Here is a 21,032-nt window from a genome sequence, read left to right on the forward strand (position 1 = left end):
ACGGTCAGCCGGCGATGCGGTCTAGCTCGGTAAGCACCGAGAGGCTCGCCCTGCCGCCTCGTGCAGCGCGACCACGCACACTGCCAGCACTAGTTAAAGGTGCCCGGAAGATATCGCTACTGCAGGACCGATGCCCGACAGCCCATCAGCTCGGGGAGGGGCGGGTGTCTCACATGCATCTCGCACATGGGGCACCTTCGGAACGGCCATGCAGGCGAGGGCGCCGTCACCGAGTCTGGAGGTGCTCACGGCCGCAGGACGATCTTTCCGGTGCTGCCGCCGGCCTGGCCGAGGCGGTGAGCTTCCGCCGCGTCGGCCAGCGCAATGGTCCGGGCAATGACGATGCGGACATCCCCGCCTCCCACGAGTGATGCGAGGCGGGACCGAGCCGAGAGGCGGTACTCGGTGCCGGCGTCCTGCCCGGGGCCGTATCCGATGAGCTTGATGCCGGCGCCGAATCGGCGCTCGGACCCCGTGATCGATGCGATGCGCGACCGGTCACCCACGAGTTCGAGCGACACCTCGAGTGCCTCGTCGCTTCCGACGGTGTCGATCGCGGCGGTGACTCCCTGTGGCGCGGCCGCACGAACGCGGTCGGCGAGGCCGTCGCCGTACGTCACGGGGATTGCACCGAGTCCACGCAAGAGATTGTGATTGCGGAGCGCCGCGGTCGCGACGACGTCTGCGCCGGCATGGATGGCCAGTTGGGCCGCGATGAGACCGACTCCTCCGGCTCCCCCGTGGATGAGTACCGTGTCACCGCCAACGACACGGGCGGCGGCGATCGTGTGCATGGCGGTGAGCCCGGCCAGCATCATCGCGCCCGCTTCCTCCCAGCTCACGCCGGCGGGTTTCGGCGTGAGCGACGTAGCGGGCACGACGACGTGGTCCGAGTAGGCGCCTGTGACGGGATAAACGATGACTTCGTCGCCGACAGCGACTCCCTCGACGTCCGACCCGAGAGCCGCGACGACGCCCGCGCACTCGACACCGAGGCTTGGCAGCGGCTCGGACAGGCCCGCAGCGTCCTTCTCGTCCTCGTCGACCTCGTGGAAGGCACCGCTGTAGAGCTTCCAATCGAGTGGGTTGACGCCGACCGCGCGAACTTCCACGACGACCTCGCCAGCGCCTGGGGTGGGGACGTCGACGTCTTGGACGATGAGGACCTCTGGTCCTCCGAAAGCGCGGGGACGGACAATTCTGGACATGGGACCTCCTGAGTGCTGATGCTGCCGCTCGTGCGGTGGCTCTTGGGGCCGGCGGCCCGTCTCCATGCTCCTTTCCGGCCTCCATTTTGTGAAGCGCAACCTTTGCAACATCGGATTGCGTCAGACACAATTTAGGCGTGCGCGCCGAACAGCTTGATCTGAACCTGCTCCGAGTGCTTGATGCGCTCATCCGCACGAGCAGCGTCTCGAAGGCCGCCGAGTTGTTGCACCTATCCGTGCCGGCCACCAGTCGGGCGATGCAGCGTCTGCGTGGTGCCATGCACGACCCGATCCTGGTGCGAGCGGGTCGAGGCATGGTCCCGACGCCTTTCGCGACGAGTGTCGGGGCCCGGGTCCGAGGGCTGCTCGAAGAGATCGACCACCTGCGGTCGGACACGATTGGCAGTCCGTCGACGTGGCGTCGATCGTTCTCGGTGCGGATCAACGACGCCTTGACCCCGGTGATCGCACCGCGGCTCACGCGCCTTGTCGCCGCTGAGGCGCCCTCCGTGCAGCTGGCGTTCGTCGGTCAGGACTCAAAATCCGTCGACTCGTTGCGAGACGGAACGCTCGATCTCGATGTCGGCGTGCTCGATGGCAGCCCTGCCGACGTGTGCACCTCGGTGTTGTTCGTCGACGTGTTCGTCGCGGTCGTGTCCGCCTCTTCGGCCTTGGGGCGGCAAGAGCGCCTCTCGATCGACGATCTCTGTTCGGTCCCACACGTTTCCGCTTCGCGGAGGGGACTCGATCACGGACCTCTCGACGAGGTGCTCGCACGCACAGGTCGTGCTCGCCGGGTCGTCGCCGTCGTTCCGTCGTACGCAGTCGGTGCGTTGATGGCGCTGGAGGACGACCTCTTGTGCCTTGTTCCTTCGCGATTGGCGTCACATCTCCAGGATCGAGGTGTTCCGCTTCGTGCCTACCAGGTGCCGGCGACCCTCCCAAGCGCAACGGTGGAACAGCGATGGCATCAGCGGGCCGAGGCCGATCCGGCGTCGCGCTGGCTGCGGACCATGATGCGTACGGCCGTCTCGACGCTGCCGCCACCGCGATGACGATGCGGGCGCTGCCTCAGCCCCGCGACGAATGGGACGTGATCGTTAGGAAGTCTTCCTCGGGGATGGCGAACAGGCCGCGGCGGAACGGAAGCCCCCAGTGGTTCGGGTCCGCGACGAAGGACAGCTCGTTGACGAGCGGTTTGGCGTCCACGGGCTGCCAGGGGTGGAACATTGCTGCGAGTCGCCAGGGGTGGAAGTCGTCAGAGACGCGAGCCTGATGGGGCTCATCCGCGGTGATGGTGGCCCATGCGGTGAACTGTCGGACGGGTGTCCGGTCGACGAGGGTCGTGCGGGGTGAGTAAAAGAGCATCTGATCACCGCGTCGTGGCTGCCGGAGCTTGCCGGCGGCGCCGTGCTCGGCCTGGGTGAAGCCGCCCCTCACCGCTTGCTCGACGTGGTCGAGGGTGACCGTGTTGATCCAGAAGCGCGGTGCGGGCTGGGTGCCGCGGGCAGGGTCGTTGCCCGCAGCGATCCGTGACGTCATGCTGATCGCAGTCCCTCGGTCAACCCGGTCGTAGGTCGTCCCAGGAGGCGGCGGAGGTCGTCCCCAACCCGGGCGAAGGCGCCTGCGGCGATCGTCTCGTCGAGCCCGACGATGAACGCTGCGGCATCGGCGGCCAGGCCGTTGCTCTGAAGCAGGTCGCGCATGGTCCCCGGGCTGACGGGCCGGTAGACCACTTCGCGCCCGAGGACCTCGGACATGGCCTCGGCGATGTCGTCGTAGGAGTAGTCGACGTCGCCGGACAGGCTGTAGGTCCGACCCTCGTGACCTTCCGTCGTCGCCACGACCGCAAGTGCTTCGGCCAAGTCCTTCCGGGTGGCCGCCGCCACGACGGCACCGCCCGCGGCGGCGGTCAGGACGCCCGTGTGGCGGGGCCCTCCGAGGGACTGGAGGAAGTTCTCGACGTACCAGGTGTTGCGAAGGATTGTGTGGGTGACCCCTGATGTTGCGAGAGCTCTCTCGGTCACGAAGTGATCTGCGTTGATGGGGAACTGGTCATCGTCGGCCCGCACGCCGCTGGTGTAGTAGACGTGAGCGGTGTTCGCGGCTCGGGCGGCGTCGATCACCGTCTGGTGCTGGCTCGCTCGGTCGGGGTCGCCGCCGGAGATCAAGACGACTTCGTCATGCAGTGTGACGAGCTCGGCGACACGCGCCGCATCTGACATGTCCACGACCGCCGTTTGGAACCCGGCGGCGTCAAGTGCGGTGAGGCGCTCTTTGTTTCTGCCTGCGGCGGTGACGCTCCCCCGGGGGAGGCCGCGGTCGGCGAGGGCCTCGAGGAGGTGCCCGCCGAGCGCACCAGTCGCTCCGAAGACCAGGATGCTGCGCTTAGGCACGGTCGTGGAGGGTGATGAGGTAGCCGTCGAGGTCGACGAGGGTAAAGGTGCGCCCGAACGGCCCGTCGATCGGCGCGGACGCGATGGGGTGGCCATCCGCCACGAGGGTGTCGTGGATGTCTTGCACGTCGGTTGCGTGCAGCCAGATCGCTGCGCCGATGCCGGGCTGAGAGACGGAATCGAGATCGGTTCCGGGTAAAAGGTCTCGAAGTGCGAAGGCGATGGGCTTGGTGTCGAACACCACCGCGTGCGGGGGCCCGGACGGGGACTGGACGAGGCCGAGGTAGCGCTCGTAGAACGCCTGTGCCGCGGCGAGATCGCGGACCTGGAGCGAGATGAAGTCGGGACCGGTGACAGCCATGATGCCTCTTTCGATGTAAGTTTTCTGACATCAAGCAGGCTATGTCAGACTACTGACATGAGTCAAGAAAAAAATGCGATCGATCTGGAGACATCGATGGGGTACCTACTGAAAGAGGTCTCGATGGCGCTCCGGGTGGCGATGGAGGACATCCTTCGCCCTCTGGGCATGACGGTGACTCATTACTCATGTCTTGAACTGCTCGCTCAGCGGCCGGGGATGACCAACTCCGATCTGGCTCGAGGGGCCTTTGTCACCAGGCAGTCGATGAACGTCCTGCTGCAGGCTCTCCAGCGCGACGGCCTCGTCAGCAGGCCGACGCATGCCTCGAGCGGCCGCGCCCTCCCCGCCGAACTCACGGTGAAAGGCCGGATGCAACTCAAGACCGCGACGGCGGCCGTCCGAGCCATCGAGATCAAAATGCTTGCGGGAATTACTGACCGAGACAGGGAGCTCTGCTTCCGGGCCCTGCGACAGATGATCTCCTCTCTTAAACCGTCTATGCCCGTCGGGTGACAGCTGATCTTGCGGCGGCACAGGCGTCGTCAATGAGAGCTGTTGATGTCTTCCTAGGAGACGGTGGAGGAACGAGTGACCAGCGAGGGCGTCACGACATGTAGTCCCTCGACGTGCTCACCGGCCAGCCGCCGGAACAAAAGGCGAGCTGCCGTCCTGCCGAGTTCCTCGAAGTTCATGTCGACCGTCGACAGTTGCGGGCGGCTCTGCTCAGCAAGTGGCCGCCAGTTGTCGTATCCAATCACCGCGATGTCACCCGGCACACTTCGTCCCTGTTCGCGAAGGACATCGAGGGCACCGCGGGCGATCTGATCACTGCCGCACATTATTCCGTCCAGATCAGGAGCACGATCGAGCATCATCAGCGTCGCTTGCCGCCCCCATGCTTCGGTCCACGACCCGAAGGCGGGCTCCACCACAGGCGACAAGCCACGAGAGCGCAAAGCCTCGAGGGCGCCGTCTGCCCGCTGTGATGAGGCGAGATACGTGGGATCGCCGCCGATGTAGACAAGTCGCCGGCGACCGATGTCCATGAGATGCATGGCTCCGTGTCGGCCGCCTTCGACGTCGTCCGTGATGACCGAGACGTCGTCGGGGTCGGAGGAGGGCCCGTAGGCATAGACCACTGGAACAGGTATCCGCCCGGTGAGGGGAGGCCTCGGATTGGCACGATCCGCTACGACCAGGATGCCGTCGACTTGACGGTCGAGCAGGCTGCCGACGTAATGCTGCTCACGGATCGCGTCACCACGGGCATCACAGAGGAACACCGACAATTGCTGGGCTCCGAAGGCATCCTCGGCACCCATCAGCATGGGGAGACTGAATCGTCCCTCGAGATCGTTGGTCAGGAGTCCGACCGTGTTCGTCCTGCCCGACAACAGCCCGCGCGCGAGAGAGTTCGGGCGAAACGAAAGCTTCTCCGCCGCGGCGAGGACGGCGTCACGGGTGTCTTGGCTAATGCCGTCGCGATCGTTCAAGGCTTTCGACACCGTGCCGACCGAGACCCCGGTGAGCTGGGCGACATCTGCCAGCGTCGTTCGACGCGTTTTGATGCCGAGGCGTTGATCCGTCAAGGTTCGGCTCCGTTCGCAACTGGTGCTTGACGACCTTACCTCAGAAGCCCTACAGTCACGCAAAGGTTTTCGTAAACTTTCGATCGAGATCGATCATCCTCAATGAAGAGAAAGGCAGGGCAGCATGCCCGTCACCTCACCGCACCGTCGGCGCCGTTTCGTCGTCGCCGTCGTCAGCCTCGCCGCAACCGCAGGTCTAGCCCTTAGCGGTTGCTCCGCGAGCGACACCAGTTCGAACACTTCTTCCGGGTCTGCCACCGGGAGTGACACCGGCGCCGAGCTGACGATGTGGACTCGGGCTGGGACCAAGACGCAGAGCCAGGCCCTGGTCAAGGCATACAACGAGACTCACAAGAACCAGATCAGCCTGACGATCATCCCCGATGACAACTACCAGGCCAAGGTCGGCTCCTCCGCGGGTTCGGGATCACTGCCCGACCTCTTCTCGTCGGACATCGTCTACCTGCCGAACTACACCTCCAAGGGCTTGTTCGCGGACCTCACTGAGCGCATCGACGCCCTGCCCTACGCCGACCAGCTCAACAAAGCCCAAATCCAGGCGGGCACGTACGAAGGGAAGAAGTACGTCCTGCCGAGCGTCGTCGACGCTTCCGTGATGTTCTACAACAAAGACCTCTTCACCCAGGCCGGCCTGGATGCAAACACACCCCCGACGACGCTCGCCGAGTGGGTCGCCGACGCCGAGAAGATCTCCGCGCTGGAAGAGCCCGGCGTGAGTGGAACCTACTTCGGTGGAAACTGCCCGGGCTGCATGGCCTTCACGATGTGGCCTTCCATCTGGGCATCCGGCGGCTCCGTCATGAACGATGCCGGCACGAAGGCGACGTTCGACACCGACGAGGCAAAAGACGTCTTTGCCTCGTACCGCGACCTGGCAAAGGTCGCCGGCTCGGGAACCAAGGACGAGACCGGAGCGACTTGGACGGCACCGTTCCCCGACGGCAAGGTCGGTCTCATGCCCATGCCGGGCTCCACCCTGGGCACCATGCCCGAGAACACCGGTGTCTCCGGCATCCCCGGTGTCGACGGAGGAGAGTCCTCGTTCGTCGGCGGCGATGCCATTGGCATCGCGCAGAGCAGCAAGAACCAAGACGCGGCATGGAACTACCTGCAGTGGACTGAGACCAAGGCAGCGCAGGTCGACATCATCGCCAAGACCGGCGGTCTGGTCACCCGCGCCGACTTCGCCGACAACAGCTACTCCTCGGCAGACCCGCGGGTCGTGAAGATCAACGAACTCGTCGCGCAAGGCCAGACGCCGTCAGCTCTGAACTACGGCGCCGCGTTCAACGACCCCAATGGTCCGTGGCTGTCCCTGTTTCGGGACCAGGTTTTCGGCAGCGCGGCCGACCTCAGCACCGACAACGACGCCATCACCGCCAAGCTCACGAACTGAGCGCCGCTGGCCGAGGCTGACTACTGCCCAGCCCCGGCCGGCACCTCCCACCCGACCCTCGCGCCCTTCGGCGTGATCGCACCTGCACACCCGTTCGGAGTTCCCGTGCTCACAGCTACGTCCACCATCGACTCGCCACAGCGACGTCGACCCCAAGCCGTCAGGACGACCCGTTCGTTCCACACTCGACACCGCCGGGCTTTGATCGGATGGGCGTACGCGGCACCGGCAGCCGTCTTCGTCGTGCTGTTGTTCGTTGTTCCCTTGATCACCGTCGTGGTGATGTCCTTCAGTGACTGGAGCCTCATCGGTGGGAACGCCGGATCGAACTTCCCGGAAAACTACCTCAGCTTCGCCTCCGACCCGCTCTTCCTGCCCGCAGTCGGGTTCACGCTGCTGTACACAGTCGTCGCGACGGGCATCGTGCTCGTGTTGTCACTGGCCCTCGCCCTGTTCGTGCAAGAGGTGTCGCGGGCGAACACCTTCGTCCGCACGGCGATCCTGCTGCCCTCGGCACTGGGCGTCGCCAGCGCGTCGTTGCTCTTCGTCGGCCTCTACAGCCCGAACGTCGGACCCCTCAGCGGCATCGCACAGTGGCTCGGCCTGAGTGACCAGCCGCTGTCTTTCGTCGACACCCCCACCAAAGCTTTCTGGTCAACGGTGGTCTTGGTGGTCTGGCGCTTCACCGGCTTCTACATGCTGATCCTGCTCGTCGGCCTCCAAGCGATACCCGTCGAGCTCTACGAAGCTGCGCGCCTGGACGGAGCAACCGCCCTGCAGGTGTTCCGCCGGATCACTCTGCCGTTGCTGCGTCCCTCGATCATGCTGTCGCTCGTTCTCGGAGTCACCGGATCACTGCTCGCTTTCGACCAGTTTTTCATCCTCACCCAAGGCGGCCCCGACAACTCCACCATCACCGTCGTACAGCTCATCTACCGCGCCGCGTTCCAAAGCTTTGACCTCGGGCAGGCCGGTGCGCTTTCCGTCGCCACCCTCATCGCGCTTCTCGTGCTCAACGCCGCACAGATCGTCTTCCTCAGGGAGAAGGACCACTCATGACCGCCCTGCCCTCTCGCGCCGGCACAGTCGTGCCGACGACCACCCGAACAATGCGCAGATGGTCGCTGCACCGACTCGGACCCGGCACCCGAATGGTGCTGACGATGCTCCTCGTCCTCGCCTTCGTCTCACCACTCGCCTGGGCGGCCTACGCATCCGTCAGCCCCCAAGGCGACAGTTCCCAACAGGACGGCTTCGGTTTCGGCAACTACGAAGCCCTCGTGCATTTCCAAGCCGGCCTCGGACGGTACTTCCTCAACAGCCTCTTCGTGGCACTGCTCACCGTCGCGCTCGTACTCTTCATCAGCACCCTCGCCGGATACGCGTTCGCCCGCTTCGCTTTCCCCGGCAAGAACGTCTTATTCATCCTCATCCTCGGCATCTTGATGGTTCCCGCGGCGTCGCTGCTCATTCCGCTCTACGTCCTCTTGAACACTCTCGGCTTGTCCAACTCCTTAATCGGTCTCGCCCTTGTCCTGGCCATGTACCAACTGCCGTTCGCCGTGTTCATGATGCGGATCGCCTTCGAGGGGCTCCCCATGGAACTGGAGGAAGCAGCGGTCATGGACGGTGCGTCCAGCCCCCGCACCCTTTGGTCAGTGCTGATCCCCTCGGTCACACCCGGCATGATCACCGTCGGTCTGTTCGTGTTCCTAGCATCCTGGAACGACTTCGTGGCACCGCTGATCCTCATCAACGACCCCGACAAGGCCCCGCTCCCGCTTGCCATCGCATCGATCCGCCAGCAGACACTCGGGTCGATCGACTATGGCGCCACCGAGGCCGGTGTGGTCGTCCTCGCGATCCCCTGTGTGGTGCTCTTCCTCGTGCTCCAACGCTTCTACGTCCGCGGCTTCATGACCGGCGCCCTGAAAGGCTGACCATGACCCTCACCACATCACCCACGACTCCCATCGCACCCACGCTGCCGACGGAGACCGAACGGACACCTGCATCCCTGGACCGGTCGGCTCTAAACCCATCCGGCTACTGGGGGCTTTGGCAGAACGTGAACAGCACGGTCATGATCGAGCACTCCAGGTCGTGGATGGAGCGCCTCGGCTGGGTCGACAACTTTCGCGCCGCCGCAGACGGGACGTTGCCTGAACGTCGACGCGGTCGCGAATTCACAGACTCAGACGTCTACAAGCTCATCGAGGCCATGTCGTGGGAGCTCGGCCGGAAACCGGCTGACGCCCGGCTGCGGGCTAAGCGGGATGATCTCGTGCGCATCATCGCTGCTGCACAGGAACCCGATGGGTACCTCAACACGATGTTCGGCAGGCCCGGGCAGGCCCCCCGTTACTCAGACCTCGAGTGGGGCCACGAGCTCTACGACTACGGCCACCTACTCCAAGCGGCAGTCGCGGCCACCCGCGTGGACGGGCCTGGACTTCTCCTGGACATCGCCCGTGCCGCCGCCGACCACATCGTCACGACCTTCGGTGACACCGGTGACCAGCGGTACTGCGGGCATCCGAACATCGAACCGGCGCTGGTCGAATTCGGTCGCCTGACCGAAGACGAAAGATACATCCGCCAGGCACAGCGTTTCGTCGAGCGCCGCGGCAGCGGACGGCTGAGGGGCGGCGAGATGGGGCAGGAGTACTTCCAAGACCTCACCCCCGTCCGCGAGACGCTGGCCCTGCACGGCCATGCCGTCCGTGCCCTCTACCTCGCCGCCGGCGCCGTCGACGTCGCCGTCGAGCAAGGTGACCACAAGCTGCTCCGCACCCTCGAACGGCAGTGGGAACACACCGTCCGTCGCCGAACGCACGTCACGGGCGGCATGGGGTCACGACACACCGGAGAGGCTTTCGGTGATGATTGGGAACTCTCACCAGACCGGGCCTATTGCGAGACCTGTGCCGGCGTCGGATCAGTCATGTTCAGCTGGCGCTTGTACCTAGCCACCGGAGACCAGCGCTACAACGACCTCATCGAACGCACCCTGTTCAACATCATCGCCACCTCTCCTGCGCCAGACGGTCACAGCTTCTTCTACAGCAACCCCTTGCAGCAACGCGTCGAGGGAGAGCCGATCGACATCGACACACCAAGCGTCCGGTCTGCAACAAGTGAACGTGCCCCGTGGTTCGACGTGTCCTGCTGCCCCCCGAACGTCTCCCGCACCCTCGCCGTTCTCTCCACCTACGCGGTGACGAGCTCCGCCTCGGGAGTCCAGATCGTTCAGTACGCCTCCGGCACATGGACCGTAGACGTCGACGGCGGTCCCGTCACCTTCCGGGTGGAGACCGACTACCCCCGCTCCGGCACCGTGACGGTCGTCGTCGAGGACGCCCCGGACGCAGGAGTGACCATGAGCGTGCGAGTGCCTTCCTGGGCCGGAACGCCCATCGTTCGTGTCGAGGGATCAGCGGTGGCACATGATGCGGAACGCAGTACGGAATTCACTGGCGTCATGTCCGGGGACACCCTGCAGGTGACATTCGACATGCGCGCCCGGTTCGTGAGTCCGGCCCCTCAGGTGGATGCACTACGTGGATGCCTCGCGGTCGAGCAGGGCCCGCGTGTCTTCGCGCTGGAGGGTATCGACCTGCCCGCTGGCCACGACATCGCGGACATCGAGATCGACCCGGCTGCGGATCTCGCCGCCGTCGGCCCGGACCTCGTCGAGGCCCGCGGGTGGGCCAGGAGCGACGACCCCGCAGCCGGATGGCCCTACGCCACGCAGGAGCCCGCGCACGACGACGCGTTCCCCGTTCGGCTGCTTCTGCGCCCCTACGCGCACTGGGGGGAGCGCGGTCGAACCACGATGCGCGTCTGGCTGCCCGTCATCGCCTGAACCATCCGACGCCACGACAGATCACCGACCCACCTCCAAGGTGCGAACAAAGGAGTTCCCATGCGCCGTCATCTCGGCACACTCGCCGTACTCGCTGCCCTGCTCACGACCGCCACGATCGGTGTGACCGCACCGACACCGGCGGTCGCAGCCACGAATGCCACGGTGGCCAACCTGCCACTGCTGCCCGGAACCGGCGCCGACCCGGACATCCACACCTACCAGGGCAAGTACTACATGCTCTACAACGGTGACCACACCGGCACGGAAGTGCGGATGCGCGTTGCATCGAGCCTCGCCGGTCTCGCCGACGGCTCCGAAATCAGCGTCTGGACACCTCCCTCCTCGATGCCCGACATCTCCTCACATGTCGGATGGGGCGGATACCTCTTCCCCTCCGGTGGACGCTGGTACATCTACATGCAAGGGGACGACGGCGACCAGAACCACGGCAAGTCCTTCGTCCTCGAGAGCGCCAACAGCGACCCCACGAGCACCTACACGTTCAAGGCGTACATTCCCGGAGTCGTCAACGGCCTGGGTTACGCGGCGGGACCGGCGCTAGTGGGATCGCAGCTGTACCTGTTCCAGACCTATGAGGGGGGCATCTGGGCGGCAAAAGCATCAAATCCGTACACGTTGACAACCGGATGGTCCAAGGTCGCGCAGGCAGCAACATCCGGGTGGGAGTGCGCCAACGGCAGGTGCATCGACGAGGGCTCGAACATCGTCGTGCACGGCAACAAGGTCTTCAACATCTTCTCGGCCGGTGGGTACGAGAGCCCCGACTACTGCGTCGGGATGATGACTGCGACTCTGGGCGCCGACCTGACGCAGGCATCGTCGTGGACGAAGTCCTCGGGATGCGTCTTTAAACGCAACGACTCGGTCGGCGCGTACGGGCCCGGATCCATGACATGGTTCACCTCGCCCGACGGTTCAGAGGACTGGGTGGCCTATCACGTGAAGACGAGCACGGCCGTCGCGTTCGACGGCAGCGACCGCCGCCTGATGGCCAAGAAGGTCACGTGGAACAGTGACGGGACGCCGAACTTCGGCCAGCCCCAGCAGCCCGGAGCCAGCACCTTGCTCCCGTCCGGTGACTCCGGGGTCAACAACTCCGCCATCGCCGCCGTGTCCTCCGGAGGCAGCGTCTCGTTCTTCGCTCGCACCTCCTCCGGGGCCATCACTCAACGCGCCGGGAGCGCCTCTAATACGTCCGCTTGGTCGGCGTTGCCCTCGACCGGTAGCGCTGCCGTCCTTGCGCCCGCGGCAGAGTCAAGGGTTGCAGGCACCATCGACGTCTTCACCGCTCGCGCCGACGGAACTCTCGCGCACGCCTACAACACCGGTTCCGGCTGGAGCGGCTGGGAGAACTTCGGGGCCCCCACCCCAAATGGGCTCGGGTCTGCACCCTCGGCAACGTCGTGGGGTCCGAACCGGCAAAGCGTCTACGTCCGCGGAAGCGATGGCAAAATCTACGAGAAGTGGTGGTCCCCAGAGCAGCAGTGGTCGTCTTGGCAAGATCTCGGCGCTCCTGCCGGGGGTGCATTGTCCGCTCCTGCCGCAGTGTCCCGCACGACAGACCGTGTCGACCTCTTCGTCCGGACCGCGAACAACGCGATCGCAACGAAGTCCTGGAACGGGTCAAGCTGGTCAGCATGGCAAGACCTCGGGCAAGGAGCGGCCGGGCTCGTCTCCGCTCCGAGCGCAGCAAGCTGGAACGCGGGACGCATGCACATCTACGCACTGGGTCGAGACGGCAACATCTGGGAGCGTTACTGGACGAGTGCCGGCGGATGGGCCAACTGGCAGTCGATCGGCAAGCCAAGCAGTGGCGCAGCATCCGCCCCAGCCGTGACCTCCCGGGTCGACGGGACGACCGACGTGACGGTCCGTACGCCATCCGGTGATTACGCGCGAGACACCTGGAACGGATCGTCCTGGTCAGGCTGGACAGATGCCACAGCTCAGTAGACAGACGAGCGAGAGCAGGGCTCCGAGTTAGGCGCAACCACGAAGGGCACGGCCGTCTTCGCTTCGTAAGACGGCCGTGCTGTTCGGTGCGAAGTTGAGCGGAAGCAAGGAACGAGACATGCATCGACGCGAGGAAGGCACCCCGGGCGACGAACCTCAAGCCGCTGGTCGAGGTAGCGATCAGCTAGAAGCTTTCGGAGCCGTCATGTTCGTCCTGAGCGGCTTGTGCACCTGCCTCACCCTCCTTCACTCCCTATCTCCTCGCATCAGCGATGCTGTCGGCATCTGGGGGAGTGTGCTGACGCTCGGGGGGCTGTGTTTCCTCGTGTTCGGTGCAACGGATGAGAGACCGCTACGTCACGCGCCCGCGGCCGAGGTTTTCCTACTCGTCAGCGCGTGCGCCGCAGTCGCACAAAGGCTGACCGTCATGCCGCGACCGGTAATTCCTGCGCTCGGACAAGTGCTCGTTGCCTCGGCACCATTCATCGGTTTGCTTGGCGGTGCATGCGTCTCTGCCGCGACGATTCAGCTCCTTGTCAAGGGTCGTCGCCAGCCAAGGGCGCCCCACATCCGCGCATCCCTGGGTCTTGGGCTTCTTGGCGTCGGCGCCATAACCGCGAATGCTTTCTGGGTATGGAACGGCGGAATCGGCAACTCACAATGGCCGACCCTCGCATACGCAGGAATAGCACTTACGGCCCTCGGTGAATTCTTGATAGCAAGCGCACTACGGCGTGGACAACTCCTCATCCCGTCTGCCCGGTAGGGGATCGCTCAGCGACATTCCTGGTTCTCGGCGCTATTCGTCTGGTCCGGCGTATGCGTGGGGCCGGTTCAGCGCGGCTTGCGTCGGGGAGGCGTCGCGCCGCCGTGCACGCGCCCCGGTCCCCAGGGATTCAGACGCTGTCGATGATTGTGCCAGCGACGGCTGCGAGCTTGGAGAACAGGACGGCGTACTGATCCTTCTTCGACGGTCACGGTAGCAAGTCGGTAGAGCGCGGAAACCGAGTTATTGACTAAGTAGACAACTATCGAGGTACAGTGGTCTGCTGGCCCAGACGGTCCGTGGCCACGGAGGAGAAGGCACCATGATCTCGCACACCAAGCACAGCCCGACCAGCAAGGTCATCAGCGCGTACTACACGGTCCACCCCGACGATCGACAGGCATTCAGCGACGCCGTGATCCCTCACCTGACCACCACTGCGCACCAAGACGGATGCACGTACTACGTCTTCGCCGAGGATCTCACGGACCCGAACACGATCCACCTCACCGAGGGCTGGCGTGACCAAGCCGCCATCGACGCCCATATGGCTGATGAGAACTTCCTTGAGGCGGCTACAGCCGTCCTCGGGGGCATCCGGATCCTCGACTACCAGGCCGAGTACTACGACGTGGCCGCCCAGACAGCTGGCGCCCTCCCCAGCGTGAGCTGACAGCACCACTAAGCGACCTGCGGAACGTAGGCCGAGCCTGCCTTCGAGCCCGCCTTGGCCCCGCATAGGATCGCGCCATGCCCCGACCTCGCAAATTCGACGAGGACACCGTCGTCGAAAAAGCCGCCGGTGTCTTCGCTGCCGTTGGCTACGGCGGCACGACGATGGAGGAGCTGAGCCGCGCCACCGGGCTCGGTAAGCAGAGCATCTACAACACCTTTGGGGGCAAGCGAGACCTTTTTCTGCGCGCACTCGAGCGGAGCACCTCCACGCAGGTTGATCGCCTGACTGTCGAGCTCACATCGGGGACGGCCTCTCCGCTCGAGCGAATCAGAGCGCACCTGGATGCACTCGCCATCACTTTCACCTTGGAAGGGCCGTTGGATTCGCTGTTCACGAAGGCCACGGTGGAGCTGGCCGACCGCGATCCGGAGGTCGCTGAAGCCGCTCGTTGCGCCTATCGGCGCCTCGAGGACGAGTACGCCGGGTGCATCGAGCAAGCGCAGACAGCCGGGGAAGTGGACGCGGCTCTCGACGCCCGGGCCCTGGCGACGTACTTCGTGGCGGTCACTCGCGGCATGGAGGTCCTCGGCACTGCCGGCGCCGACCGGTCGGTGCTCCTCAGTGTCGGCCGAGCGGCGTTCACCCTGCTCACTTGAAGCGCGAGGCAACCCAGACCCGATCAAGTGCTTGTAGCGACCACGCTGGAGGTGACCGACTGGAGATGGTGAGCCGAGACTCGACGGGAAACCAGGGCGCTCGTCGAGCGCGACCTCGACTTCGTCCATCGGTGTGCCGTCAGGCCAGGCTCTGGAGCTACCTGTGCTGGTGGCGTCTCTGCGCGGCGATGGTCATGAAGCTCATCGCAGCCAGGACGATGGTGACCCCGACTGCCGCGACGGTGATGGCGTCGGGGTGGATGACCGATTGTCCCCGCAACGCCTGCCACAGGGCGATCGCGGTGACGGCAGCGTACGTCGCTCCGGCCGCGACGACGATACGGAGCCGATCGGCCTCACTGAGCGCCCCAGGGAGCGTGATCGCGAGGATCGGCAGCACCTGCAGTGCGTGCATGCCGATGAAGTGGGACACGCGGAGATCTCCGTGGGCGGTGTTCCAGCCGAGGAAGAAGATGCCGCCGGTCGCGTCGTCACCGCCCACGGAGTGGGAGCCGTAGGTCGACGATGTCGGGTCGGCCAGCTGGGCCGCCGTGGGGATCACCATGAGGAATCCCACGGACAGGCCGACCAGGGCGATGATCAGTCCGAGCCTCAGGGACCACGCCAGCGCCCTGTCCTCGATCCGGGAGAACATGGCCAGGAAGGCTCCGATGACCAGTGTCGTGCAGTACATGAGGGTGACCCCACCGGCCATGAGCTGGTAGAAGAGCTGGTTCGTCGGAGTCGAGACGTTGAAGTGGCTTCCCACGCCGCGAACCACTTGGATCGAGATGACGACGATCTCCAGGAGGGAGGCGGCTGCGCCGACGGTTCCGGCCCACCAACCGATCCGACGCAGGACAGGCCGCTGCACCATCGAGAGCATCCACGCAAGGGTGATCGCGTAGAGCGCGAGGGAGATCGAGAACTTGAGAGGTTTGGCCCAGATCGGGTCGCCTGCCAATGTCCGCGGATCGAGGATCAGCCCGACGAGGCACACCACAGCCCAGAGGCACATCACTGTGGTGAAGGCGACGAGAGGTCGGTGCCATCCGCGTACAGCGGTCCAGAGTGCGCGGGGACGGTCCTGGACGAGGCTCACGGGCGGGTGCCCGCTGCCGTCATCCGCTCGGAGATCGACCAGAGTCTCGCTGCGGTCTCCGGGTTCCGTGCCTGCTTCGACTGGCTGATCACCTCGGCCCCGCCTCGCATGTGCATCATCCGCTGGGGTCCGACGAAGGTGCCGCCGGGGAGGTCGGCTGAGGCGGCGAGCAGCGACGGCAGCGCACCGTCTTCCGGCTCCTGCCCCAAGATCGGGACGAGCCGGTCCCAGAGGTTGGGGCGCTGACCGGCCGGCCGGTCGTAGATGGCTGTCTTGACCAACCCCGGGTGGGCGGCCAGCGCCCGCACTCGAGAGCCCGACGTCTGCAGCCGCCGGTCCAGCTCCGACGTGAACAGCAGGTTGGCGAGCTTGGAGTCCGCGTACGCCCGGCTCGCCTGGTACGGGCGTCGGTGCCAATCGAGGTCGTCGAGGTCGAGACGAGCCATCCGTTCCGCCTGGGACGCGACGGTGACGACGCGGTCGGTGATGTGCGGCAGGAGCAGCGTCGTCAGGAGGAAGTGCCCCAGGTGGTTCGTGCCGAACTGGAGCTCGTGACCGTCGGCCGTCCGCTGGAGGTCCTTCGACTCGACGCCTGCGTTGTTGACGAGGATGGCGATCGGTTCGTCGATCCGGTCTGCGAAGTCCGGCACCGTCTCGAGCCGCGCGAGGTCGAGTGGCAGGACGCGGTGCGTTCCCGGAGTGCCGGGGAGGGTCGCTGCCATGGCTTGCCCCTTCTCCTGATTCCGGACAGCGAGGATGATGCGTGATCCGGACTCGGCCAGGGCGACCGCGGTCGCTCGGCCGATGCCGCTGGTGCCGCCGGTGATGATGACGGTCTCGTTGGTCGGTGCCTGGCCTGCTCTGGTGTCGTCCATGCCCCCAATGTAGACACTGGCCACATTGTTGTCAACGTCTACACTGTTCGGATGGCACAGCAAGCACGCTCCTACCACCACGGGTCGCTGCGTGAAGAGCTCGTCCGCGAGGGGCGCGCGCTCCTGATCGAGGAGGGGCAACAGGCGGTGACGGTGCGAGAGCTCGCGCGCCGCGTGGGCGTCAGCCATGGTGCGCCGCTCCGTCACTTCCGTGACCGGGACGCCGTCCTCGCCGCGATCGCCGCGGACGGTTTCGACGAGCTGCGTCGCTATCTCGAGGCCGCGCGGCAGGTGGGCACCCTCGAGCGCCGGCTCACGGAGTACATCCGCGCTCATGCTCGCTTCGCGCAGCACAACGGCCCCCTGATGCAGCTGATGTTCGCGTCGACCGACGACGGCACGAATGCGGGGCGCGACCCCGAGGCGCAGTCCTCGGCCGAGCGCTTCTTCGCAGTGGGCGCGGAGCTGCTCGGGGAGAGCAGTCCGGAGTCGATGGGCCCGATGCCGTTCCTGGTCGCGGCGACGACAGAAGGCATCAGTGCCTTGGCCGCCACCGGCCGGCTCCCCGAGGATCGCGTGGACGAAGTCGTCGTCGCCGCGGTGCGGGCGCTCCTGCCGCAGATCGAGCAGCAGCTCGGAACGGCCGCCCAGGGACCGGTCACCGCCCCCGACGGGTGAACCGGGACCGGCGCGCTCGAGTCGCGGCAGGCTCGGTGCCGCGAACGCGATGAGGGGCCCGGTCGCCCGGGCCCCTCATCCTGTGACATGCGGTACTAGACGCGGCCGAGCATCGCTTCGTTGAGGATGGTGCCGCCGAGCATCCAGCCGCCGTCGGCGACCTCGTCGAGGATGACGAGGGTCGTCGGGCGTGCTCGTTCTCCGTAGACGTCGACGATGGCGTCCGTGACGGCGTCCTGCAGCTTCTTCTTGGACTCAGGCGTGAGGGTGTCCGCGGGGACCTTGAGGTTGGCGAAGGGCATGGTGGTTCCTTTCGGTGGTGGCCCGGACGTTCCGGGGGTCAGAGGGCGGCGTTCGAGGGCAAGAGATCCTCGATGCCGATGCGGCGGTAGAACTCGGCACGGATGCGGTCGGTGACCGCGGACACGACTTCGCTGCCGTCGCGGGACGGGTCGACGTGCGACCGGAACGGGCGCGTCCCCTGGGGCAGGCCGACCAGGCGCACGATCTCGTCGGCGACGTCCTGCACGTCGGCCTCGGGCGGCACGATCGCGGCGAGGCGGTGGGTCAGCTGGCGGCGGAGCGTGCCGTACTCGGCGTCGTGGTCGGTCACCCGCGCCTCGTCCGTCGGGGTGGTGGCGTTGGTGAAGTGGTTCGTGCCCGAGGTGAAGGCCCCGGGGACGACGATCGAGCTGTCGATGCCGAAGCGGATCGTCTCGGCCGAGTAGCTCTCGGCGAGGGCGTCCATGCCGGCCTTGGCGGCGAAGTACGGGGCCAGGAACGGAGGGTGCCCGCCGCGGGTGGAGGAACTGCCCACCCATACGACGAAGCCCGAGCGCTGGGAGCGCATGTGCGGCAAGACGGCGCGGGCTACCCGGTGGCCGCCGACCACGTTGACGTCGTACAGGTACGCGAACTGTTCAGGCGTGAAAGCCTCAGCGGCACCGAAGGCCATGTGGCCGGCGTTCTGCACGACGGCGTCGATGCGGCCGTACGCCCTGATGACGGTGTCGACCGCAGCGTCCACGGATCCCTGCGACTGGACGTCGAGCTCGACGCCGCCGAGCCTCAGCCCCTCACGAGAGGCGAGGTCGGCCAGGGCGTCGCGATGAGCCGCGTTCCTCCCGTCGACGGCGCGCATGCCCGCCGCGACGACGTGGCCTGCGCGTGCCAGCGATTCTGCCGTGAGTCGACCGAATCCTGTGGAGGCGCCGGTGACGAGGATGACCAGCGGCACCGTCATCAGACCATGCCGCCGTTGACACGGATGGTCTGGCCGTTCACCCAGCGCCCGTCCGGCCCTGCAAGGAACGCCACCACGCCGGCGATGTCCTCCGGGGTGCCGAGGCGCTCGAGCGGCGGGACCTTGGCCAGGGCGTCGATCTGCTCCTGCGTCTTGCCGTCGAGGAACAGCTCCGTCGCGGTCGGGCCCGGAGCGACGACGTTCACCGTGACGTCCCGGCCACGGAGCTCCTTCGCCAGGATCAGCGCCATGCCCTCGACCGCGCTCTTGCTCGCGACGTAGGCGCCGTAGGTGGGGAACTGCGTTCCGACGACGGATGTCGACATGCCGACGAAGGCACCCCCGGAGCGCAGCCGACGTGCTGCCTGCTGTGCGACGACGAAGGTGCCGCGGACGTTCGTCCTGTGCAGGTCGTCGAGGGCGTCGAGGTCTTGCTCGGCGATGGTCGACAAGCCGAGGCGTCCGGCCGAGTGCACCACGACGTCGACGCCCCCGAAGTCGTTCGCGACCCTGTCGAAGATCGCCGCCACGGCGTGCTCGTCGGCGACGTCGGCCTGCACGGCGATGGCATGGCCGCCGGCGCTCGTGATCTCGTCGAGGGTCGCCGCGGCCGCGGTACCCCCGCTGGCTGATGCGACGACGACGGTGAACCCGTCACGGGAGAGTCGGGTGGAGATGGCGCGGCCGATGCCGCGGGAGCCACCCGTGACGACGGCGATGCGCTGGGGATCAGTGCTCATGATCTGCCTTTCGTTGCTATTGATCGGCAGTTTCGCCGATACGCAAGAACTATCACAGATACGACACGCGATAGCAAGTGCCCTAGGCTGGGGGCCATGATCCGATCCGACGACGACCTCCGGAGCGCGCTGCTCGCGGCGGCCGAGGAACAACTGGTCGCCGCGTCCGATGGCGAGATCGCCACACGAGCGGTCTGTGAGGCTGTCGGTGTGACCCAGCCGGTGCTGTATCGGCTGTTCGGCGACAAGCGGGGACTCCTCGACGCCCTGGCCGAGACGGGCCTGCAGCGCTACGCCGCCCGCAAGGCCGAGCTCGAGGCCACCGACGACCCGGCGGCGGACCTGCGCCGCGGGTGGGGTGACCACCTCGACTTCGCGAGGGAGAACCCCGCCCTCTATCGCCTGATGTTCGCGCCGCGACCCTGGGCGGGCGGTCGCGCAGCGGACGGTGTGAGGGCGCTGCTCGAGCGGACGCTCTCTCGGTGCGCGGCCGCTGGGCTTCTCCGTCTCGAAGTCGACGTCGCATCGGGGATGATCTTGGCGGCCAACGTCGGGCTCGCACTCGACGAGATGACGACCGTGCGTCCCGCGCGACGGGCGAATGCGGTCGCCGACGCGCTCCGCGACGCCGTCCTCGGTGCCGTCCTCGTCGCGGGTTCCCCGCCGGCGTCGTTCGACGCTGCCACAGCCGCCCGGCGGCAGCTCCGTGCGCAGCTCGCTGAGGGCGGGCCTGGCGCCCTCCTCCCCGAGGAGTCCGCGCTCATGAACATCTGGCTCACGCGCCTCGACCGAGAAAGCGACGGCCCCCGGTGATCTCCACGTTCCTCGTCGAACACGCGCCCCTCGTCCGCATCGGCTTGTGGGTCGCCGTCGCGGCCGCCACCCTGCTCGCCTGGGTCCTGCACCGGCTCCGGCTCCGGCGTGTCCTCCTCGGCCTCTCGGCTGTCGCGCTCATCGCGGTGCTCGTCCTGACCCTGCTGCCCGACGGAGCTCGGCCCGGCGGTGTCACCTGCACCGTGCAGTTCAGCGTCCCGTTCCAGGGCATCGACACGCTCGCCAACGTCGCGATGCTGCTGCCGCTCGTGCTCTTCCTCGGGACGGCGACGAACCGGCCGCTGACAATCCTCACCGGTGCGGTCGCCCTCTCCGCCGTCATCGAAGTCGTCCAGGCCCTCACGCCGGCCCTCGGTCGTCGGTGCGACACGGACGATTGGGCCATGAACGCCGTCGGCGCGGTGCTGGGCGCGGTCATCGCTCTCGTCATCTGCGCGATCGACCGGCGACGTAGGGCCACCGCGTCGTCGGGATGAGTCACTGGCCGCCAGCGGTGCGCCCGACCCGCGGCCAATATGCCTACTGGCGATCAGGGCGTGATGTGCACGGGCTCATCGGCAATGGCGAGGATGGTGGTCTTCCCTCTGCAAGCGGGGGCGCTCGATGTAAGAAGCACCTAGTACGGCTCCTTGAAGGTGTCCGATAG

At 66.2% G+C, this 21,032-nt stretch carries 22 protein-coding genes; 12 read left to right on the forward strand and 10 right to left on the reverse strand.

What is annotated here, in order from left to right; translation table 11 throughout:
* Positions 1-245: 245 nt before the first annotated feature.
* Complete coding sequence (locus ASG05_RS12990) at positions 246-1,208, reverse strand: NADP-dependent oxidoreductase (RefSeq protein ID WP_056261523.1); 963 nt, start codon at positions 1,206-1,208, stop codon at positions 246-248.
* A 137-nt stretch (positions 1,209-1,345) separates the two neighbouring features.
* Here ASG05_RS12990 and ASG05_RS12995 point away from each other — a divergent pair, with 137 nt between their 5' ends.
* Positions 1,346-2,263 (forward strand): LysR family transcriptional regulator, encoded by a 918-nt coding sequence (locus ASG05_RS12995; protein ID WP_056261528.1) that lies wholly within the window; start codon positions 1,346-1,348, stop codon positions 2,261-2,263.
* Positions 2,264-2,279: 16 nt separating this feature from the next.
* On the opposite strand, the gene ASG05_RS13000 is transcribed toward ASG05_RS12995, so the two are convergent.
* Genes ASG05_RS13000 through ASG05_RS13010 form a run of 3 tightly spaced genes read right to left on the reverse strand, consistent with a single transcriptional unit; the run spans position 2,280 to position 3,965 of the window.
* Complete coding sequence (locus ASG05_RS13000) at positions 2,280-2,750, reverse strand: EVE domain-containing protein (protein WP_056261531.1); 471 nt, start codon at positions 2,748-2,750, stop codon at positions 2,280-2,282.
* Positions 2,747-3,700: an NAD(P)H-binding protein gene (locus tag ASG05_RS13005; RefSeq protein WP_082486782.1), complete on the reverse strand. Its 954-nt coding sequence runs from the start codon at positions 3,698-3,700 to the stop codon at positions 2,747-2,749. Before ASG05_RS13005 ends, ASG05_RS13000 begins: the two co-directional genes overlap by 4 nt.
* Positions 3,597-3,965: a VOC family protein gene (locus ASG05_RS13010; protein ID WP_056261539.1), complete on the reverse strand. Its 369-nt coding sequence runs from the start codon at positions 3,963-3,965 to the stop codon at positions 3,597-3,599. Before ASG05_RS13010 ends, ASG05_RS13005 begins: the two co-directional genes overlap by 104 nt.
* Before the next feature lie 57 nt (positions 3,966-4,022).
* On the opposite strand from ASG05_RS13010, the gene ASG05_RS13015 reads away from it, so the two are divergent.
* On the forward strand, positions 4,023-4,481 hold the full coding sequence (locus ASG05_RS13015; RefSeq protein ID WP_056261543.1) for a MarR family winged helix-turn-helix transcriptional regulator: 459 nt from the start codon (positions 4,023-4,025) through the stop codon (positions 4,479-4,481).
* 53 nt (positions 4,482-4,534) lie between these two features.
* Here the strand turns inward: ASG05_RS13015 and ASG05_RS13020 are convergent, their stop codons facing one another.
* Positions 4,535-5,557, reverse strand: coding sequence for a LacI family DNA-binding transcriptional regulator (locus ASG05_RS13020; RefSeq protein ID WP_056261547.1), 1,023 nt, complete (start codon positions 5,555-5,557; stop codon positions 4,535-4,537).
* Between the two features lie 124 nt (positions 5,558-5,681).
* On the opposite strand from ASG05_RS13020, the gene ASG05_RS13025 reads away from it, so the two are divergent.
* The 7 genes from ASG05_RS13025 (at position 5,682) to ASG05_RS13055 (ending at position 14,914) form a co-directional block, all read left to right on the forward strand.
* Positions 5,682-6,974 (forward strand): ABC transporter substrate-binding protein, encoded by a 1,293-nt coding sequence (locus tag ASG05_RS13025; RefSeq protein ID WP_056261551.1) that lies wholly within the window; start codon positions 5,682-5,684, stop codon positions 6,972-6,974.
* A gap of 264 nt (positions 6,975-7,238) precedes the next feature.
* Positions 7,239-8,033 (forward strand): carbohydrate ABC transporter permease, encoded by a 795-nt coding sequence (locus tag ASG05_RS13030; protein WP_235491513.1) that lies wholly within the window; start codon positions 7,239-7,241, stop codon positions 8,031-8,033.
* Positions 8,030-8,914 carry a carbohydrate ABC transporter permease gene (locus ASG05_RS13035; protein ID WP_200936852.1) on the forward strand — a complete coding sequence of 295 codons (885 nt, stop codon included), beginning with the start codon at positions 8,030-8,032 and terminating at the stop codon, positions 8,912-8,914. The genes ASG05_RS13030 and ASG05_RS13035 overlap by 4 nt, the downstream gene beginning before the upstream one ends.
* Before the next feature lie 2 nt (positions 8,915-8,916).
* Positions 8,917-10,839, forward strand: coding sequence for a glycoside hydrolase family 127 protein (locus ASG05_RS13040; protein WP_056261561.1), 1,923 nt, complete (start codon positions 8,917-8,919; stop codon positions 10,837-10,839).
* Between the two features lie 60 nt (positions 10,840-10,899).
* Entirely contained in the window at positions 10,900-12,816 is a 1,917-nt protein-coding gene (locus tag ASG05_RS16025) for a family 43 glycosylhydrolase (protein WP_082486784.1), read from the forward strand.
* A 1,088-nt stretch (positions 12,817-13,904) separates the two neighbouring features.
* Positions 13,905-14,255 (forward strand): putative quinol monooxygenase, encoded by a 351-nt coding sequence (locus ASG05_RS13050; protein WP_043594866.1) that lies wholly within the window; start codon positions 13,905-13,907, stop codon positions 14,253-14,255.
* 77 nt (positions 14,256-14,332) lie between these two features.
* On the forward strand, positions 14,333-14,914 hold the full coding sequence (locus ASG05_RS13055) for a TetR/AcrR family transcriptional regulator (protein ID WP_056261568.1): 582 nt from the start codon (positions 14,333-14,335) through the stop codon (positions 14,912-14,914).
* A gap of 157 nt (positions 14,915-15,071) precedes the next feature.
* Here the strand turns inward: ASG05_RS13055 and ASG05_RS13060 are convergent, their stop codons facing one another.
* Together ASG05_RS13060 and ASG05_RS13065 are read right to left on the reverse strand one after the other, a co-directional pair.
* Entirely contained in the window at positions 15,072-16,016 is a 945-nt protein-coding gene (locus ASG05_RS13060) for a hypothetical protein (RefSeq protein ID WP_157490235.1), read from the reverse strand.
* Positions 16,013-16,954 carry an SDR family NAD(P)-dependent oxidoreductase gene (locus ASG05_RS13065; protein ID WP_235491514.1) on the reverse strand — a complete coding sequence of 314 codons (942 nt, stop codon included), beginning with the start codon at positions 16,952-16,954 and terminating at the stop codon, positions 16,013-16,015. The genes ASG05_RS13060 and ASG05_RS13065 overlap by 4 nt, the downstream gene beginning before the upstream one ends.
* On the opposite strand from ASG05_RS13065, the gene ASG05_RS13070 reads away from it, so the two are divergent.
* Complete coding sequence (locus ASG05_RS13070) at positions 16,943-17,569, forward strand: TetR/AcrR family transcriptional regulator (RefSeq protein ID WP_056261578.1); 627 nt, start codon at positions 16,943-16,945, stop codon at positions 17,567-17,569. The two genes, ASG05_RS13065 and ASG05_RS13070, sit on opposite strands and share 12 nt — an antisense overlap.
* A gap of 95 nt (positions 17,570-17,664) precedes the next feature.
* On the opposite strand, the gene ASG05_RS13075 is transcribed toward ASG05_RS13070, so the two are convergent.
* The 3 genes from ASG05_RS13075 to ASG05_RS13085 are packed head-to-tail and all read right to left on the reverse strand — an operon-like array spanning position 17,665 to position 19,552.
* Positions 17,665-17,871: a tautomerase family protein gene (locus ASG05_RS13075; protein WP_043594869.1), complete on the reverse strand. Its 207-nt coding sequence runs from the start codon at positions 17,869-17,871 to the stop codon at positions 17,665-17,667.
* 38 nt (positions 17,872-17,909) lie between these two features.
* Positions 17,910-18,812 (reverse strand): SDR family oxidoreductase, encoded by a 903-nt coding sequence (locus ASG05_RS13080; protein ID WP_056261581.1) that lies wholly within the window; start codon positions 18,810-18,812, stop codon positions 17,910-17,912.
* Positions 18,812-19,552 (reverse strand): SDR family oxidoreductase, encoded by a 741-nt coding sequence (locus tag ASG05_RS13085; protein ID WP_056261585.1) that lies wholly within the window; start codon positions 19,550-19,552, stop codon positions 18,812-18,814. The genes ASG05_RS13080 and ASG05_RS13085 overlap by 1 nt, the downstream gene beginning before the upstream one ends.
* Positions 19,553-19,648: 96 nt before the next feature.
* On the opposite strand from ASG05_RS13085, the gene ASG05_RS13090 reads away from it, so the two are divergent.
* Together ASG05_RS13090 and ASG05_RS13095 are read left to right on the forward strand one after the other, a co-directional pair.
* The gene (locus tag ASG05_RS13090; protein ID WP_056261589.1) at positions 19,649-20,365 is read left to right on the forward strand and encodes a TetR/AcrR family transcriptional regulator; all 717 of its coding nucleotides are present in this window, start codon (positions 19,649-19,651) and stop codon (positions 20,363-20,365) included.
* Positions 20,362-20,862, forward strand: coding sequence for a VanZ family protein (locus tag ASG05_RS13095; RefSeq protein WP_056261593.1), 501 nt, complete (start codon positions 20,362-20,364; stop codon positions 20,860-20,862). The genes ASG05_RS13090 and ASG05_RS13095 overlap by 4 nt, the downstream gene beginning before the upstream one ends.
* The last annotated feature ends 170 nt before the right edge of the window (positions 20,863-21,032 follow it).

It is taken from the genome of Frigoribacterium sp. Leaf186 (genome assembly GCF_001423905.1).
Lineage (GTDB): Bacteria > Actinomycetota > Actinomycetes > Actinomycetales > Microbacteriaceae > Frigoribacterium.